The organism is Paenibacillus sp. UNC451MF, assembly GCF_000686845.1.
In the GTDB taxonomy this organism is placed as follows: Bacteria; Bacillota; Bacilli; order Paenibacillales; family NBRC-103111; genus Paenibacillus_S.
Genome location: NZ_JMLS01000009.1, coordinates 263,492 through 279,260 on the forward strand (window position 1 = coordinate 263,492; position 15,769 = coordinate 279,260).

The window sequence follows — 15,769 nt, forward strand, 5'->3', positions numbered from 1 at the left end:
GTGAAAACCAGTGAAGAAGTATGCTTTCAATGAAATTACGTCCTTGCAGTTTGTGCTCATTTTATTCGGTACGCAAGTAAGCTTTGGCTTATTGTCTCTGCCGCAGGAACTGGCCGAGCACGCAGGTACCGATAGCTGGATCTCTCTTCTCTTGGGATGGCTATGTTCTATCGTAGCTAGCCTCATGATGGTTCGTATCATGCAATCGTACCCTGATGGTACGCTATTCGACCTGCTGCAAAGCTTTATCGGAAAATGGGCAAGCATAGCGGCTGTCCTATTCTTTTCCTTCTGGACCTTTTCTTACGGATACATCGGCATCGTAAGAATTGTTCTGTATACGAAAGTATGGCTGCTGCCTCAAACACCGAGCTATATCATTATGCTAATCCTTCTCGTTCCCGCTTATTACATCGCCCGTAACGGATTGCGTGTGCTGGGCCGGTATGTGGAGCTGGTGTTCTTCATGTCTCTCTGGATTCCTTTCGCATACTTGCTCCCTCTCAAAGAGACTCACTACCTCAACCTGCTCCCCGTTATGAAGGAAGGCTGGGAGCCTATCTTTTCCGCACTGCGCAATACGTTTCTCTCTTTTTCAGGGACAGAGATCGTATTTATTTTATATCCTTTTCTTCAGAAAAAACAACACGCATCGGTCGGCATAGTGATCTCCAATACGATGACCCTGCTCGTATTTTTGCTAATTACACTGATTTGCTTAATGTACTACGGCCCCGACGAGATCAAGGAATATAACGAGCCTGTCATTAATGTATTAAAAACGATCGAGTTTAAATTCGTCGAACGAATTGAAGTATTATTTATCTCGTTTTACTTGTTATTTTTTTCTTTATCGTGGATTTCTACCATGTACATGACGGTATTCTCAACCAGCTGGCTCCTTGGACTTAAGGACCATCGCGGCCATTTACGAGTACTTTGTATCTTGTTGGGTATAAGCGCATTAATCTTCATCCCCGGCTTTAATCAGAGCGACCAATTGGAGAAATATATGTCCTTCTATGCAATGGCTATCGATTACGCCCTTCCATTAGGTTTATTGGTTTATTTGGCGGTGCATCGTCGTTTTCAATGGAGGAAGAGCGGATGAAGCGAATATGCCTGTGGGTTATCATACTGCTCATCGCCATGTGTTCTCTTACCGGCTGTTATGACAGATTGGATATGGAAGACGCTTCTTTGGCCCTCTTGTTAGGCATTGATATGGATAAAGATAACCATTTGCTGCTGTATGATATTTATCCAATCTTCGAAAAAAATGTCAAGAAGCCTAATCATGAGATTACCGTAGCCGGGGACACTTTCCGTCAAACGAGAACGAAAGCGGACTCTTTTTCTGCGGGCACCTTCCAAGCCAGAAAAGCTCAAGTTATGCTAATCAGCAAAAAAGTGCTGCAGCACCCTAATTGGTTCCAGCTGTTGGATGTGTTTTTTCGAGATGCTAAGAATCCATTAACCATCCGGATGATTGCCTACGACGGTCCACTTTCCGAAATCATTCACTTGAATCCGAAGGATCAGCCTATGCTCCCTATGCTGCTGCGCAAAATGATCGATACGAAAAGCGCCCGCAGCGAGACTGTTAATACGACGATCCAGGATTTACACTGGCAAATATTCGAAAAGGGGATTACTCCTTCCATCTCGGAAGTAGGGCTTGGTCATTCGAACGAAGTACGGCTTCTCGGAACCGCCCTATTGGACAGAAAGGGAAAATACATCTTATCGTTGGACGCACAAGAAACGGTTTTGTTGAGTATTTTGCAGGACCATACCCAAGGGACGGTTAGCCTGACGCTTCCTATCCCCGGAGTTCCGAAAACCGGCCCGCTCGAAACGAATAGAATCAGTTTTTCCTCCGATAAAGTGAAAAGCAAAATAAAAACGACCTTCCAAAACGGTAAATTTCGATTCGATTTCCACATCCAAATGCCGATTGGAATATCGGAGGTGCTATATCCTATCAGTGAGCTGTATACGGCTGAGCAGCTGGAGCAAATCATCTCGAAGCAAGCCCAAAAGCAGTTCGAGGGCTTAATTCGAATCTTTCAAGAGCATGCTATCGATCCTATCGGAATGGGTCGTTATGCAAGAGCCTACCACTACAACGACTACAAGAAGATACAGGAAATTTGGAGTTCCACCTTCGCTAAGTCGGAGGTTCATATCACGGTAAAAGCGTCCATTCAAAATGCAGGGCCTGTTAAATATTGACTCCATTTCTCAACTGTTATCTGCTCTGCAGCTAGACCGGGATCCACCGTACAATTAGGCTTAGGCAAGCGATTTGTCGTTATGAAAAAAAGGGAGGGGCTTCCCCCTCCCTTTCATAAGGATTAATCAAATAAATCCGTGACAGCTCCTTTGGAAGCAGATGAGACTAGCCTTGCATACTTAGCAAGAACTCCCGAGGATGCTTTAAGCGGCGGTTCAACCCAAGCTTTGCTGCGTTTATCCAGCTCCACTGGGGTAATCTCAAAGGTAATCTCCTGCGTCTCGCTGTCGATCGTGACGATATCCCCGTTCTTCAGAAGGGCGATAGGCCCGCCTACCTGGGCCTCAGGAGACACGTGCCCAACAACAAAGCCGTGAGAACCGCCGGAGAATCTTCCGTCCGTCATCAGCGCGACTTCCCCGCCAAGCCCTTTGCCGACAATCAGGGCCGTGACCGACAGCATCTCAGGCATACCTGGTCCTCCCTTAGGACCGCAGTACCGGATGACCAATACGTCGCCTTTCCGTATCTCATCCTTCAATATCGCTTCCGTTGCCGCTTCCTCACTATCATAGACTCGAGCAGGACCAGAAAAGCGCAGCTTTTTCATCCCCGACATCTTGGCCACGGCGCCATCTGGCGCTAAATTCCCTTTAAGCACAACCAAAGGACCATTGGTCTTCAGAGGATTATCGAAGGAACGGATGACATCTTGTTCCTCATGCAGCGGCGCTGCTTCCGCTAAGTTCTCTGCCAACGTCTTTCCCGTAATGGTCATGCAATCACCATGAAGAAGTCCTCGCTCCAGCAGTAGCTTCATAACGCCCGGCACGCCACCAATATCGCTAAGATCCTGCATCGCATATTTGCCGCTCGGCTTGAGATCCGCAATATGCGGAACTTTCAGGCGAATCCGCTCGAAATCATCCAAGGTCAAATCTACGTCAACAGAGTGGGCAATCGCGATCAAATGCAGGAACGCATTCGTCGAGCCGCCCAGCGCCATAACAAGGGTAATCGCATTTTCAAAAGCTTTTTTTGTCATGATATCTCTCGGATAGATTCTTTTTTCAAGAAGATCCATGACCCGCTCCCCTGCAGCGGCACATTCTTCCGCCTTAACGGGAGATATCGCAGGAGTGGATGAAGATCCCGGCAAACTCATTCCCATCGCTTCAGCAGCGGAAGCCATTGTGTTAGCCGTGTACATCCCGCCGCAGGCTCCGGCTCCTGGACAAGCACTGCATTCAATCTTGTGCAGCTGTTCCTCCGTCATTTTACCGTCATGATATTGTCCGACTGCTTCAAAGGCACTTACGATATCAACATTTTTACCATCCAGCTTGCCTGGTTGAATGGTACCCCCATATACATAAACGGAGGGAATGTTCATTCGACCAATAGCCATGAGGCAAGCAGGAGTGTTTTTGTCACAGCCTCCGACTGCTACCAAACCGTCAAAGCGTTCGGCGTTCGTCACAATCTCTATAGAATCCGCGATGGCTTCCCGGCTCGGCAGCGAATATAACATCCCCTCGTGTCCCATGGAAATGCCGTCGGATACCGTAATTGTGTTAAAAATCAACGGGGCTCCCCCACTCGCTTGAACCCCTCTTTTGGCTTCAACGGCTAAATCATTAATGTGGATATTACATGGAGTAACCTCGCTCCAGGTGCTTGCCACACCGATCATCGGCTTTTTGAAGTCCTCGTCCTTAAACCCGACAGCACGAAGCATGGCGCGGTTAGGTACCCGGTTCACTCCTTCACTAATAACGTGACTTCTAGTCCTTAAATCTCTGGTGTCCTGGTCAGTCATATTCCCTCAGTCCTCTCCAAATTAAATTAACGCGTGCAATTCGTTCATTGGACGGATCAGATTTTGCTTCATCATAGCCGAGGCCGCTTCACCGTCGTGCTTTTCAAGCGCTTCAATAATGGCTGCATGTTCTTGGACGGATGCTACTGTCGCTGTCACCTGCTGCTTTAAGAACACATATTTGAATCGTCTAATATGAATTTGCAAAGAAGCGCTGAAGGATGCGATATATGCATTGTCAGATGTATCTACAATCAGATTGTGGAACTGCTCGTCAAACTCCATAGCCTGATAAGGCTGTGCTGTTTCGATTGCTTTGGAGAATTGAAAATTAAGCTCCTTCAACATTTCAAGCTGCTGCGACTGGATCGTTTTCGCTGACATCTCTGCGGCTAAAGCATGGAGTGCTGCAAGCGTAGGATACATTTTCAAAATGTCGTCCTTCTCAATATTCGTAACCTTCGTTTCTTTACCTGGATGCATGGACACAAGCCCCTGAACCTCCAGAAGCTGCAGCGCCTCTCGTATCGGGGTTCTGCTCACAGCAAGAGATTCCGCTAGCTCGGCGTCGATTAATTTCTCCCCTGGCTGAAGCGTACCCTCGATTATCCAGCGTTGAATTTGAGAAAAAGCGCGTTCTTTGGCCGACATGCGGATTGGCGAAGAAAAGTTAGTAGGAATTGGCATTCAGATCATCCTTTAGTCATTTAGTGTTATATGCAATATATCGCATAAATATATTGTGTGCAAGTCTTGTTTTGGTTTTCACTTTATTCAACGCAAAAAACCGCTTCTGACTGAAGCGGCTAATCACTCCCCAACTAATCGATAAAAATAACTCAAAATACCCCTACACTGTGTTTTATAGATAAGCCTATACGGCGAATTCCTTCATCAATCTGTTCTCCACTCAGATGACCATATCCAAGCAGCAGCCGTTTTTCAGATATAACCATTGCTATGACTCCCTGTTCTCTCCATATGTCGTTCAAGTTTGATGCAAGCTGTGAATCAAATTCAACAACCAAATGCAAGCCTGCGGACCGGCCGCAAATCCGAAACGGTTCATCTACATGCTTGTTCAGAGCGTCAATTAGAAGCTCTCGCCTTTTCCGATACAATTTCTTCATTCTGAGAATATGAGCATTAAGATGGCCTTCTTGCATAAAACGAGCCAACGCAAGCTGATCAAGACTCGGCGTCTGGTAATCGGTCAGCCGCTTCAGCCGCTTGCACTCTTGCACCAAAGGCTCAGGAACCACCATGAATCCGATTCGAAGCGAAGGAAACATGACCTTACTGAACGTCCCGATATAGATGACTCTATCCGTGCAAAGACTTTGCAGTGAATAAACAGGAGCGCCGTCATACCGGAACTCGCTATCGTAATCATCTTCCAAAATATAACTATCGCGTCGGCGCGCATACTCCACTAGCTCGATTCGCCGCTGGATCGGCATAATTCCGCCCAGCGGAAATTGGTGCGATGGCGTCACATAAATACACTTTGGACTGCTCTTCGCAGGGAGCCTGTCCGTCATTAAACCTAAATCATCTACGGGTACTTGTTGCAGCACAGCCCCTGTCGATGACAAAATAATTTTCAAGTCTACATTGGATGGTTCCTCGACTACCACTTCATCGCCTGCAGTTAACAGCCCTCTCACGATGAGATCAAGTGCCTGCACCGCTCCATTGGTAACAATGATTTGTTCCGGCTTGGCAATAACCCCTCTTGTTCTCCACAAATGATCAGCCAATATGCTGCGCAATTTAGGATCACCGGAAGAATCCCCATATCCTAATTGAGCGGTAGAAGCATCTGCACATACCTTCTGAAGAATGGATCCCCATAGTTTCATTGGAAACAGGTCCACTGCGGGAAGTCCCGTACGGAAAGAGATTACATCTTCACCGTTCTCTATCTCGTTATCGGGAACGACGGAGGCCTTTAATTGCCCCGAAATATCAGGCTTGTAGCCAAGTAAATACGTTCCTTCCGCCACATAGCTTCCAGCTCCATGCCGACCTGTTATGTAGCCTTCGGCCAGTAATAACTCATACGCTTCAAGAATGACGTTGCGTGAAACTTGGAGCTCTGCAGCTAGTTCCCGTGTAGAGGGCAGCTTGTGACCGGACTGCAGCCTCCCGCATAATATCGCCCCTCGAAATGCCTCAAATACTTGGCGAAACATAGGTACCTTCGTATTTTTTTCGATGGAAAACCACAAGAGCCCTATACCTCCTTTTTAAAGTGGTACTGTCAAAGTGCTCGCTCAATGGCACTACAGCGAACCAGTATGTATTGCTACAGTATACATGACCAAATCATGAAGGAGCTGCTCGATTTGATAAATTCTCGTACTATTGCTTACCTGGAGTTGACTGCTGCTGCTATCCTCATCGGAAGTTCCGTAGTAGCCGGTAAATGGACAACAATGCAAATGCCTGTATTTCTATCACAAGCCGTGAGCCTGGCCATTGCCTTAATGCTGTTAATCCCAATCGTGTGGATGAGCCGCACCGCCAAGTTGTCGCTTGGAAAGAAAGATTTGCTGTATTTATTTTTACAATCATTTCTCGGCATGTTTCTTTTCCGGGTTCTACTGCTCTACGGATTAAAGACGGCACCGGCTGCAGAAGCAGGTATCCTGACCAGCTTTACTCCGGCTGCCGTAGCCGTGCTTTCTTTTATTTTCTTAAAAGAACGATTAACGGCAAAACTTTCTATAGGCATTATGTGTTCACTACTCGGGATCATCAGTATTCAGCTCCCCGGCTGGTTCGTGTCACCGCCCTTGACTCCTACGTTGGGCTCGTCCTTTGGACTTATTCTCATTCTAGCGGCGGTGTGCGGAGAAGCTATGCTTACCATATTGCGCAAAATGACTGCAAGCAGCGTGTCCTCATTAATCGGAACAACCTATGTGACCTTGTTTTCCTTCGTTATGTTTGCACCCTTTGCTTTGGTTGAAGCCAGTCAGTATGATTTCACACGCATAAGCATGGAGGAAATTGGACTGGTGCTGTATTACGGCATATTCGTCACGGCAGTAGCTTATCTATTATGGTTTCGAGGGGTTGCCAAAGTATCTGCCGGAACTGCCGCAGTATATACCGGGTGCATCCCTATCAGTACGCTCTTACTATCGTATGCTGTACTGCACGAACCTTTCTCTATGGCTCATCTTGTAGGAGGAGCCTTCGTTTTCCTTGGAGTATGGTATGTATCTAGAAATCATGTCTCTGAGTCCCGATTAGCCATTGCTGAGAAATAGATATGTATCTCTGTATCACTTATCCGCAACCCCTGAATAGATCCAATGATGCTTATTAAAAATAAATAGTTCTTTTTCTTTCGTAAAACCTATCTTTTCGGCGACACGGATAGATGCTAGATTGCCAGGGTTGATAATACTTATAAGCTTATTCAAGCCTAATTGTTGAAAACCGTAGCGTTTGCAGGCAATGGCCGCTTCTGTTGCGTAGCCTTCACCCCAATATCGTTTATGAATATGGTATCCGATCTCCACTTCCATGCTGCCTTCAACCGTTTGTTTCACAAGGCCGCAGTCGCCGATACATTCTTCGGTCTCCTTCAAGCACACGGCCCACAGTCCGAAGCCGTCGGTTTGGTATCTTGTATAGTTTCGTTCGATCCAGCTCAGCGTCTTATCGATACTGAAGGGCGCCGGATAATATTGCATCATTTCTTGATCTGAAAAAATAGCGTGAAGAGGTTCGAAATCTTCATCTGTGTATTCTCTCAAAAATAGGCGATCCGTTTCTAGATGCAGCATTTCCTCTACCTCCTTGGCATCGGATAGGATGGAGGCACTTGTAAGTCGGTAAGCCACTTTAAAGTGCCTTCTTAACAACAATGCGGTTATGAATTAATGTTGAATTACAGAAATAAAAACCATTCAAATTACAAGAAAGAAGGTAACACATATGAAAATGCCAGAGCAAACCAAACAATTTTTGGAGGATATTTCGGGGTTCCCTGCTCTCCACCTTATGTCGCCAGAGGAAATCAGAAAAGCCGTTATTGCTAACGCAATTTCGGATAGCTTCGAGTCGGTTAAGAAAGAAGATTTTCAACTGCAAGGTCCTCATGGTGAATTCAAAGTAAGAATGTACCGACCGACTGAACATAATACGCTTCCCGTTATTATGTTCTATCATGGAGGCGGCTTCGTCTTCAACCGTATTGATGATTATGATCCTATGTGCAGCAAATTGGCAGCAGCAACCGGTTATGCTATCGTATCGGTAGATTATCACCTAGCTCCAGAGTATACATTTCCGGTACCAGTGGATGAAGCGTTGTATGCTGCTGAATGGGTATATGAGAATGCAGAGTCACTTCGTGTCAATGCCGAAAAGATGGTTGTTTCCGGGGAGAGCGTAGGAGCCAACTTGGCGGCCGTAGTCGCTCAGCAAGCGCACAAGAATGGTCTGCCGACGATTTCTTATCAAATTCTGCTTTGCCCTTTGACCGATTGGGCTGGTGCATACGAATCCAAGCAAGCTTACGGATCCGGCTATTTCCTGACCAGTGAGCTTCTCAATTACTGCGCGAATCACTATCTCAACGATGATGGAGATAAAACCAATCCGCTTGCTTCACCTCTCTTCGGTGAAACGGAAGGTTTGCCTCCAGCTTTGATCGTAACCGCTGAATATGATCCATTGCGAGATGAAGGTGAACAGTACGGACAAAAGCTGATTGAGAGCGGAGTTAAAGTGACATTAAAACGCTATGAAGGCATGATCCACTTATTTTACGCCATGACGGACGTATTTGAAGATGGACACGACGTATATACTTTGATTGAGAAAGAACTGAGAACACTGGAGTAATGTGCTTTACTCAGCAGCATTGAGGGAACGGATGAATAGTACGGCGCATATGATCCGTCCCTCTCTTGTTGGTTGTACGACTTTTTCAAATCTAGTTCATATAAACCTGCGAAATCTCCTCGTACATCCGTTCCAGAACGGCAAAGCCTGATGTTTCGCTTGCTTTAGCAAGCTCTAGTAATCGAATCGAATCGCTTCTTTAGCATTCTCTGGATCGTTCGGTTCACCACCGTGTGGGTGAGGAAACAGCTGTTGGAATAGACGATAACTTCTGCCACTTTCTCGTAATGCGCTTCCGCCTCCTTAGCCAATTCATAGAATTTGCCCGAAAGGGCTCTATGTCTTGTCCTCTAGGGGAGCCCTTGGTACAATCAGTTATGCATTCAATCTATTGCTTTCTATTAAGACAGACCCTTAGGGAGTGTTCTTTTGGAATCGTATTTTTTTGTATTAATAGTAGGCCTCGCAGCGGGTGCGATAAGCGGCATCATCGGAACAGGCTCTTCTATTATGTTAATGCCTGTTCTAGTATTTGCCTTTGGACCTAAGCAAGCCGTACCTATTATGGCTGTAGCTGCTGTCATGGCGAATATTGCAAGAGTCGTCACTTGGCGGCGGGAAATTCAATGGAAGGCATTTGCCGCATATTCTCTCCCGGGCATTCCGGCTGCCGCATTAGGAGCGCGGACGTTGTGGATATTACCAGTTCATATTATCGATATCGGGCTGGCTATATTTTTCTTGCTGATGATTCCTGTTAGACATTGGTTAAAATCAAAAAATATACGTATCTCTCTATGGCAGCTCTCTGTCTCTGGGGCTTTCATCGGCTTTTTGACTGGGATCGTTCTATCCACAGGACCTCTCAGTGTGCCTGCTTTTACTTCGTACGGGCTAACCAAGGGAGCATTCTTAGCCACGGAAGCAGCGAGCTCGCTCGTCATTTATTTCAGCAAAATCGTCACTTTTCAAGAATTGGGAGCTCTCCCGGCAGACATGATCCTCAACGGAGTCATCGTCGGCAGCTCACTTATGCTCGGCACCTTAGTAGCCAAGGTTGTTGTTCAGAGAATGAGCGTCGTTTCATTTCAATATGTGCTAGATATTTTACTGTTCTGTTCCGGAATTTCTCTTCTATGGGTGGCGATTCATTGATCATTACTGCCGTTGCGGAGTATCCAGCTACCTAGTTCCTTCGAATGCATAGAAAGCGGCCGGCTTGTCTACACCTAGCCTCAATTCATCGAACAGGACAGGCATCAGTCGTCTGGCATGGTTCATGTCTACCCATCTAATTCCTGCGATATCATGATCGGGATCACCATAAATATTCATTTCCCCATCCGTGATTTTGGCAAAAAAAGTGACAATCAAGGCGTGTGCACCTGCCTTAGCAAAGAACTTCTCTCTCAGCGAGCTCAAGCCTGTGATGACGACATTAAATCCTGTCTCCTCTCTCGTTTCGCGTATGGCCGCCTGCTCTAAAGTTTCCCCTTCTTCGACCGCGCCTCCTGGAAGATCCCAGTAGCTTGTATTTGCCTTCACGTTTTTAACTATAAGGATGTTGCCTGCGTCATCGGTTATCCATACTAATGCTACATCGACTCTTTTCATTTAATCCCCCTCCTTCATCTAATATTTGGAGATTATACTCCCGCGTTCAGAAGAGATCAATAGATTTCGGAAGAGTGCTGCACATTATAAAATCTACAGCTTCGGACGACCCATATAAAAGAAAGAAAGTATGCCGCCGCCTAGTAAGATTACAGCTGAAACAATAAAAGCATCCTGCATCCCGGCAATGAAAGATTCGCTACCGCTCACAATGGAGCCAGCGAAAGCAACGCCGAGCGTAGCGCCGATTTGTCGGCTTGAATTGAGGGCACCGGATACGGTACCGGTTTGATCCTTGGGTGCAGCAGAGATTACGGCCGCCATTAGCGAAGGTATTGTGAAGGATACTCCGAAGCCTATCAAGAGCAATCCAACCCAGGAAAGGACATAGCTCATGTTAGCGTCCACTCCCACTTGCAGCAATATCCCCAGTGCCGTAAGGCTGAATCCGGCGGTCATGGGTATTCGGGCTCCAATACGTCCAACAATACGTCCGGTAAGAATAGGGTTGACGGCAAGAGGAATCATCATCGGCAGGAGCGCAAGTCCAGCTAAATGAGCGGATAATCCGCCTACTTGTTCGTAAAATAAGGGCAGGACAAAAAGAATCGCTGACAAACCGATGTTAATCGCCATACCGGCAACCATTCCTGCCGATATAGTGGCATTTTTGAAAATGGTGAGCGGAAGAAGCGGTGCCTTCCCTTTTGCTTCTACGATCAAGAAAAGAATGAAACTAAGCAGCGCCAAAGCAAATGCCCCTAAAATAACCGCTGATTTCCACCCATACGTTTCCCCTTCCATTATCGCAAAGGACAGTGCAGATATGGCCGCGATGGCCAAGACTTGACCTGTCCAATCAAAGCCGTTCCCCCGCTTTCGTTTCGTTTCGGTGATCAATAGCGAAGTCATCGTTAAACTAGCGACGGCGAGAGGCACATTAAGAAGAAAGATGCTGCGCCACCCGAACGAGTCAACCAGGAAGCCACCGACTACAGGACCTGCCGCCATGGCTATCCCGGTTACCGCCGCCCAAATGCCTAGTACCCGCGCACGCTCTACCGGTTCGGGAAATGCATGGGAAAGAAGCGAAAGCGAAGAAGGCATCAACGCTGCTCCTCCAATACCGAGTATCGCGCGCATGACAATAAGCAGGTAGAGTGACGGAACGACGGTACTGGCCGCCGATGCGACAAGAAATAATGTAAGACCGGCTAGGTACACTCGTTTAGCCCCCAATTTGTCGGCAATTCCTCCCATAGAGAGCAGCAATCCGGAGAAGACAATGGTATAAGAATTCACGATCCATTGCAGGCCGTCCATTCCTCCACCCCATTCATTATGAATCGCTGGCAGAGCAATACTTATCACTGTCGTATCCAGAAGTACCATGAAGTAGCCGAGCGAAATTCCAAGAAGAAGCAGCACTTTCATCCACTTACTGGTGCTGCCGCATTGTAGTTGCATGATTTTTTCCATAGTAAATCTCCTTTCATCGTAAACTGGAAGCATGAGCTCCATTTCTTACGGACAGTGTATAATGGATGGTGGAGTGAAATAAGATGAGGGTTTATCCTAGGAGAATTTCTCCTACGATAATCAACTATTGAGGGTAGGTGAACCGGATGGAACCAACATCTAATGAACGGCTTCATGAGCTGGCCCAGTTTTTACGAACCCGTCGCGCACGTATTACTCCCGAGCAAGCCGGCTTGCCTGGCGGAGGCAGACGTCGCACGCCTGGACTACGTCGCGGGGAAGTGGCAATGCTGTCAGGTGTCAGTGTGGACTGGTACACATGGCTCGAGCAAGCGCGAAATATTCAGGTATCCGCTCAAGTATTGGACAGCATTGCACGCGCTCTCCAGCTTGATAACAATGAACGCAAGCATTTATTCATGTTAGCAATTCAACAGTTGCCTGCGGAAGTAACACCGTTCGATGACAGGATAAGCCCGACGCTTCAAGCATTCCTTGATCTGCAAGGGACAAGTCCCGCCTATGTAACGGATCAGCGCATGAATATCGTTGCCTGGAACAAGGCGGCCTGCCTCGTATACGGGGATTATGAAGCTATGTCAGCTCGTGAACGGAACACCGTCTGGCGGACGTTTACATCGCCTTATGTCCGACAATTACTGAAGGAACACTGGGAGAATCACGCGCGCCATCGTTTGGCTAACTTTCGTGCTAAATACGGTAATTTCGTCGGTGACCCTTGGTGGGGTGAGCTTATCGAGGAATTGAATCAAGCCAGCGCGGAATTCAGATCATGGTGGCCGCAGCATGACGTTCTGAGCGGTCCCGAAGGAAAAAAAATCAACGAGCATCCGTCAGCGGGGCGACTGGTATTCGATCAGATCTCATTTCTTTCAACGACATCCCCCAACCTCACGGTGACGATCAATTTACCGTTAGAAGATGCAGATACCGTTTCTAAGATGAGAAACCTTCTGACACCCTGATGGCGTCAATCCTGCCTCTAAGGAGATGGGGTGCTTCATAAATAGAACAAACTGCCGAATACATAGTATCCCGGCAGTCTGTTTGCAGTTCTTTTTGTATTAGAATCCCTAGTTCCGGGATTTTAACATCCACAAAGCCATAATCCTGATTGGACTCGTCAAATAATCTATACCATGCGGCCCCCACCGGGATATCGTCAATTAAAGCTATTACTGCTCTATCCCCCTTCCTTTCCCAATACTCGTTGTATTTCCTTAAATTCGGAGCATTAAGCAGCTCATCCTTGGGTGGCTTACCCTGTACTATATGAATGGATTCATAGTGCATATCCATGAAAAAATCATACTCAGCTGGCTGCAGATGTCTTACTTTTATCAATTGAATCATCCTTTCATATTTCTACTAACGGGATTCATAATTCTAATCAGTTTTTTACTATAGGTTCCAATGGCTAGACTCCTTAAATATGTTACAATATATATTATCAACTTACTTTATTTGAGAAACGATAAAAAAATGAGTAAAGTATAAGTATTAAAGGAGGCAATCCAAATGGCCAACGTATCAAACAACATGGAAATTGGAATCAGCACATTTCTGGAAGCTACGCCCGACCCTGTAACCGGTAAAACCATCAGTCATGCAGAGCGGCTGCGCGATGCGGTTGAGGAGATTGTACTTGCCGACCAAGTCGGTCTTGATGTCTATGGCATCGGAGAGCACCATCGTGCCGATTATGCCGGTACCGCGCCTGCTGTTGTACTGGCTGCAGCAGCTGCCATGACCAAGCGGATCAGGCTCACGAGCGCTGTTACCGTATTGTCCTCGGACGATCCAGTGCGCGTGTATCAAGCTTTTTCCACCCTTGACGGCATTTCTAATGGTCGGGCTGAGATTATGGCTGGTCGGGGCTCCTTCATTGAATCCTTCCCACTCTTTGGGTACAGCCTGGATGATTATGATGAATTGTTCGAAGAGAATCTGGAGCTGCTCCTTAAGATCAGAGCATCGGAGAAAGTAACTTGGCACGGCGGCCATCGTCCTGCCATCAATAACCTGGGGGTATATCCCCGTTCCGTCCAAGACCCTCTTCCGGTGTGGATCGCAAGCGGCGGAAATGCCCAATCGGCTGTTCGGGCCGGCATGCTTGGTCTTCCAATCGCTTTCGCCATAATCGGCGGAATGCCTGAGAGCTTCGCTCCGCTAGTCACTCTTTACAAAGAGGCTGCCGCACGTGCAGGACACGATCCTGACAAACTGGAAATTGCCACTCATTCACACGGATTTGTCGGAGATACAACGGAACAGGCTGCGGATTTATTCTTCCCTTCAACGCAGGCTCAAATGAACGTCATTGGACGTGAAAGAGGCTGGGGCCAGCACTACACTCGCTCCACCTTTGATGCCGCACGCAGCCTCCGAGGCGCACTCTATGTCGGAGATCCGGAATATGTGGCGGAAAAAATTCTATTATTGCGCAAAAACTTGGGCGTCACCCGTTTCTTCCTGCATGTGAACGTAGGCACTATGCCGCATCGTGATGTCATGCACGCTATCGAGCTGCTAGGTACCCGCGTTGCACCTATCGTACGTAAAGAGCTTGCCCGAAACGAGTGAAACTCTATGTTATCAAGCCTGCCTCCCAGATGAAGGAGATGCTTCAAAAAAAAGAAGTGTGTGAGCCAACAGAGCCCACGCACTTCTTTTGTATTCATTTTGCGTCATGGCTATTCTTAGGAAAAACGATTTAACAGGCTGACCAAGTAAGAATCCAGACGTTCAATCATCATCTGTTTGGTTAGTCCTGTCATACCTAAAGCTGTCCATCCGCCATACACTTCAGGCTCCCAGTAGGCAAAATCGATCAAACTGACAAGATCCCAGTAGGGATCATAGGAAAAAGACGCCCCGGCATGGCTTTGGTAAGCAGATAAAAATGCGTCTGCAGTCGATACATCGTACAATTGCGCTAAATTGACACGGCAATGCCCCACATCGATGCCTGCCGGACCGACACAGCCGTTGACCCAGTCTACGATGCCGCTTACCTCTTCACCTTTCCATAAAATATTGGTCGGGTGGTAGTCCCGGTGAATGAATCGCTCGGTAACTACAGGTCTGGAGCCTTGAACAATATTAGACGCAATCTGCCATTTATCCGGGATCTGCGACCAAGATGAGGTATCCAGCGTGGAAACATCGCAATAGGTTTTGTATTTCCAAGGAAAATCGCTCGCATCCACCGCGTGAATCCGGGTAAGCGCTTCGGCCATTCCATCCAGCCATTGGGTCATATTGTTCGGCTCCAATACAACTTCGCCTTCGAGTCGAGTCATTAGCACTGTTGGTGCACCGCATTGAGTTCCAGTCTTGTCGAATGCAACCAGCCTAGGCGTCTGCAAGCTGAGCGCTTGAGCAGCCCGGCGCAAGCTTTCCGCTTCCCGCAAAGCAAGGTCAGGCTCATCCCTTACCCACTCCGCATTATCGAACTGACGCAGTACGACGGCTCTTTCAACTCCGTTTACACGCAATGTAAGTCCCGACACTAAAGAGGAAATCCCCCCTTGGAGCTTTTGTTCCGCGACAAGGCTTGCATCGGGGTCAATGGCATCAACAACCCATCTAAGTATGTGATCCGGCAGCATCGGTTTCCATCCTTTACTATTGATTTTTGACTGCATCGTTCTCAGTTAACGAGGCTCCAGAGCACTCTGGAACAGCACTCACAGGACTGAAATCAGTCTCTTAGTAATATCAATTCTCCAGAAATT

15 protein-coding genes are annotated in these 15,769 nt (G+C 47.2%); 7 read left to right on the plus strand and 8 right to left on the minus strand.

Going from position 1 to position 15,769, the window contains the following annotated elements; genetic code table 11:
• The first annotated feature begins 10 nt into the window (after positions 1–10).
• Entirely contained in the window at positions 11–1,111 is a 1,101-nt protein-coding gene (locus BP97_RS0113750; RefSeq protein WP_028549621.1) for a GerAB/ArcD/ProY family transporter, read from the plus strand.
• Entirely contained in the window at positions 1,108–2,235 is a 1,128-nt protein-coding gene (locus tag BP97_RS0113755; RefSeq protein WP_028549622.1) for a Ger(x)C family spore germination protein, read from the plus strand. Before BP97_RS0113750 ends, BP97_RS0113755 begins: the two co-directional genes overlap by 4 nt.
• Before the next feature lie 122 nt (positions 2,236–2,357).
• Here the strand turns inward: BP97_RS0113755 and ilvD are convergent, their stop codons facing one another.
• From ilvD to pdxR, 3 genes are all read right to left on the minus strand, one after another.
• Positions 2,358–4,055 (minus strand): dihydroxy-acid dehydratase, encoded by a 1,698-nt coding sequence (gene ilvD / locus BP97_RS0113760; protein ID WP_028549623.1) that lies wholly within the window; start codon positions 4,053–4,055, stop codon positions 2,358–2,360.
• Positions 4,056–4,076: 21 nt separating this feature from the next.
• Positions 4,077–4,742, minus strand: coding sequence for a GntR family transcriptional regulator (locus tag BP97_RS0113765; RefSeq protein WP_028549624.1), 666 nt, complete (start codon positions 4,740–4,742; stop codon positions 4,077–4,079).
• 152 nt (positions 4,743–4,894) lie between these two features.
• Positions 4,895–6,286, minus strand: a complete 1,392-nt coding sequence (pdxR, locus tag BP97_RS0113770; RefSeq protein WP_028549625.1) for a MocR-like pyridoxine biosynthesis transcription factor PdxR — start codon at positions 6,284–6,286, stop codon at positions 4,895–4,897.
• Positions 6,287–6,403: 117 nt separating this feature from the next.
• Between pdxR and BP97_RS36215 the strand changes: the two genes are divergently transcribed.
• Positions 6,404–7,333: a DMT family transporter gene (locus tag BP97_RS36215; protein WP_156043208.1), complete on the plus strand. Its 930-nt coding sequence runs from the start codon at positions 6,404–6,406 to the stop codon at positions 7,331–7,333.
• Between the two features lie 15 nt (positions 7,334–7,348).
• Here the strand turns inward: BP97_RS36215 and BP97_RS0113780 are convergent, their stop codons facing one another.
• Complete coding sequence (locus tag BP97_RS0113780) at positions 7,349–7,855, minus strand: GNAT family N-acetyltransferase (protein WP_028549626.1); 507 nt, start codon at positions 7,853–7,855, stop codon at positions 7,349–7,351.
• A gap of 151 nt (positions 7,856–8,006) precedes the next feature.
• Here BP97_RS0113780 and BP97_RS0113785 point away from each other — a divergent pair, with 151 nt between their 5' ends.
• Both BP97_RS0113785 and BP97_RS0113790 read left to right on the plus strand, forming a co-directional pair.
• A complete protein-coding gene (locus BP97_RS0113785) occupies positions 8,007–8,918 on the plus strand; it encodes an alpha/beta hydrolase (protein WP_028549627.1) in 912 nt (303 codons plus the stop codon).
• 429 nt (positions 8,919–9,347) lie between these two features.
• Positions 9,348–10,073, plus strand: coding sequence for a sulfite exporter TauE/SafE family protein (locus tag BP97_RS0113790; RefSeq protein ID WP_028549628.1), 726 nt, complete (start codon positions 9,348–9,350; stop codon positions 10,071–10,073).
• Between the two features lie 27 nt (positions 10,074–10,100).
• On the opposite strand, the gene BP97_RS0113795 is transcribed toward BP97_RS0113790, so the two are convergent.
• Both BP97_RS0113795 and BP97_RS0113800 read right to left on the minus strand, forming a co-directional pair.
• On the minus strand, positions 10,101–10,532 hold the full coding sequence (locus tag BP97_RS0113795; protein WP_028549629.1) for an NUDIX hydrolase: 432 nt from the start codon (positions 10,530–10,532) through the stop codon (positions 10,101–10,103).
• Positions 10,533–10,625: 93 nt separating this feature from the next.
• Positions 10,626–12,011 carry an MFS transporter gene (locus BP97_RS0113800; RefSeq protein ID WP_156043209.1) on the minus strand — a complete coding sequence of 462 codons (1,386 nt, stop codon included), beginning with the start codon at positions 12,009–12,011 and terminating at the stop codon, positions 10,626–10,628.
• Positions 12,012–12,157: 146 nt separating this feature from the next.
• Between BP97_RS0113800 and BP97_RS0113805 the strand changes: the two genes are divergently transcribed.
• Entirely contained in the window at positions 12,158–12,997 is an 840-nt protein-coding gene (locus BP97_RS0113805) for a helix-turn-helix transcriptional regulator (protein ID WP_028549631.1), read from the plus strand.
• On the opposite strand, the gene BP97_RS36220 is transcribed toward BP97_RS0113805, so the two are convergent.
• On the minus strand, positions 12,969–13,376 hold the full coding sequence (locus BP97_RS36220) for a hypothetical protein (RefSeq protein WP_051620564.1): 408 nt from the start codon (positions 13,374–13,376) through the stop codon (positions 12,969–12,971). The genes BP97_RS0113805 and BP97_RS36220 overlap by 29 nt on opposite strands.
• A gap of 174 nt (positions 13,377–13,550) precedes the next feature.
• On the opposite strand from BP97_RS36220, the gene BP97_RS0113815 reads away from it, so the two are divergent.
• Positions 13,551–14,615, plus strand: a complete 1,065-nt coding sequence (locus BP97_RS0113815; protein ID WP_028549632.1) for an LLM class flavin-dependent oxidoreductase — start codon at positions 13,551–13,553, stop codon at positions 14,613–14,615.
• A 116-nt stretch (positions 14,616–14,731) separates the two neighbouring features.
• Here BP97_RS0113815 and BP97_RS0113820 read toward each other — a convergent pair whose 3' ends face one another.
• Entirely contained in the window at positions 14,732–15,643 is a 912-nt protein-coding gene (locus BP97_RS0113820) for a phosphotransferase family protein (RefSeq protein WP_036745808.1), read from the minus strand.
• Between the last annotated feature and the right edge of the window lie 126 nt (positions 15,644–15,769).

Excerpts from the sequence above, each read along its gene's own strand:
- ilvD (WP_028549623.1), bottom strand. The coding sequence starts at position 4,055 with ATGACTGACCAGGACACCAGAGATTTAAGGACTAGAAGTCACGTTATT.
- BP97_RS0113755 (WP_028549622.1), top strand. The coding sequence starts at position 1,108 with ATGAAGCGAATATGCCTGTGGGTTATCATACTGCTCATCGCCATGTGT.
- BP97_RS0113815 (WP_028549632.1), top strand. The coding sequence starts at position 13,551 with ATGGCCAACGTATCAAACAACATGGAAATTGGAATCAGCACATTTCTG.
- BP97_RS0113805 (WP_028549631.1), top strand. The coding sequence starts at position 12,158 with ATGGAACCAACATCTAATGAACGGCTTCATGAGCTGGCCCAGTTTTTA.
- BP97_RS0113780 (WP_028549626.1), bottom strand. The coding sequence starts at position 7,855 with ATGCTGCATCTAGAAACGGATCGCCTATTTTTGAGAGAATACACAGAT.
- BP97_RS0113785 (WP_028549627.1), top strand. The coding sequence starts at position 8,007 with ATGAAAATGCCAGAGCAAACCAAACAATTTTTGGAGGATATTTCGGGG.
- BP97_RS0113795 (WP_028549629.1), bottom strand. The coding sequence starts at position 10,532 with ATGAAAAGAGTCGATGTAGCATTAGTATGGATAACCGATGACGCAGGC.
- BP97_RS0113800 (WP_156043209.1), bottom strand. The coding sequence starts at position 12,011 with ATGGAAAAAATCATGCAACTACAATGCGGCAGCACCAGTAAGTGGATG.
- BP97_RS0113765 (WP_028549624.1), bottom strand. The coding sequence starts at position 4,742 with ATGCCAATTCCTACTAACTTTTCTTCGCCAATCCGCATGTCGGCCAAA.
- BP97_RS0113820 (WP_036745808.1), bottom strand. The coding sequence starts at position 15,643 with ATGCTGCCGGATCACATACTTAGATGGGTTGTTGATGCCATTGACCCC.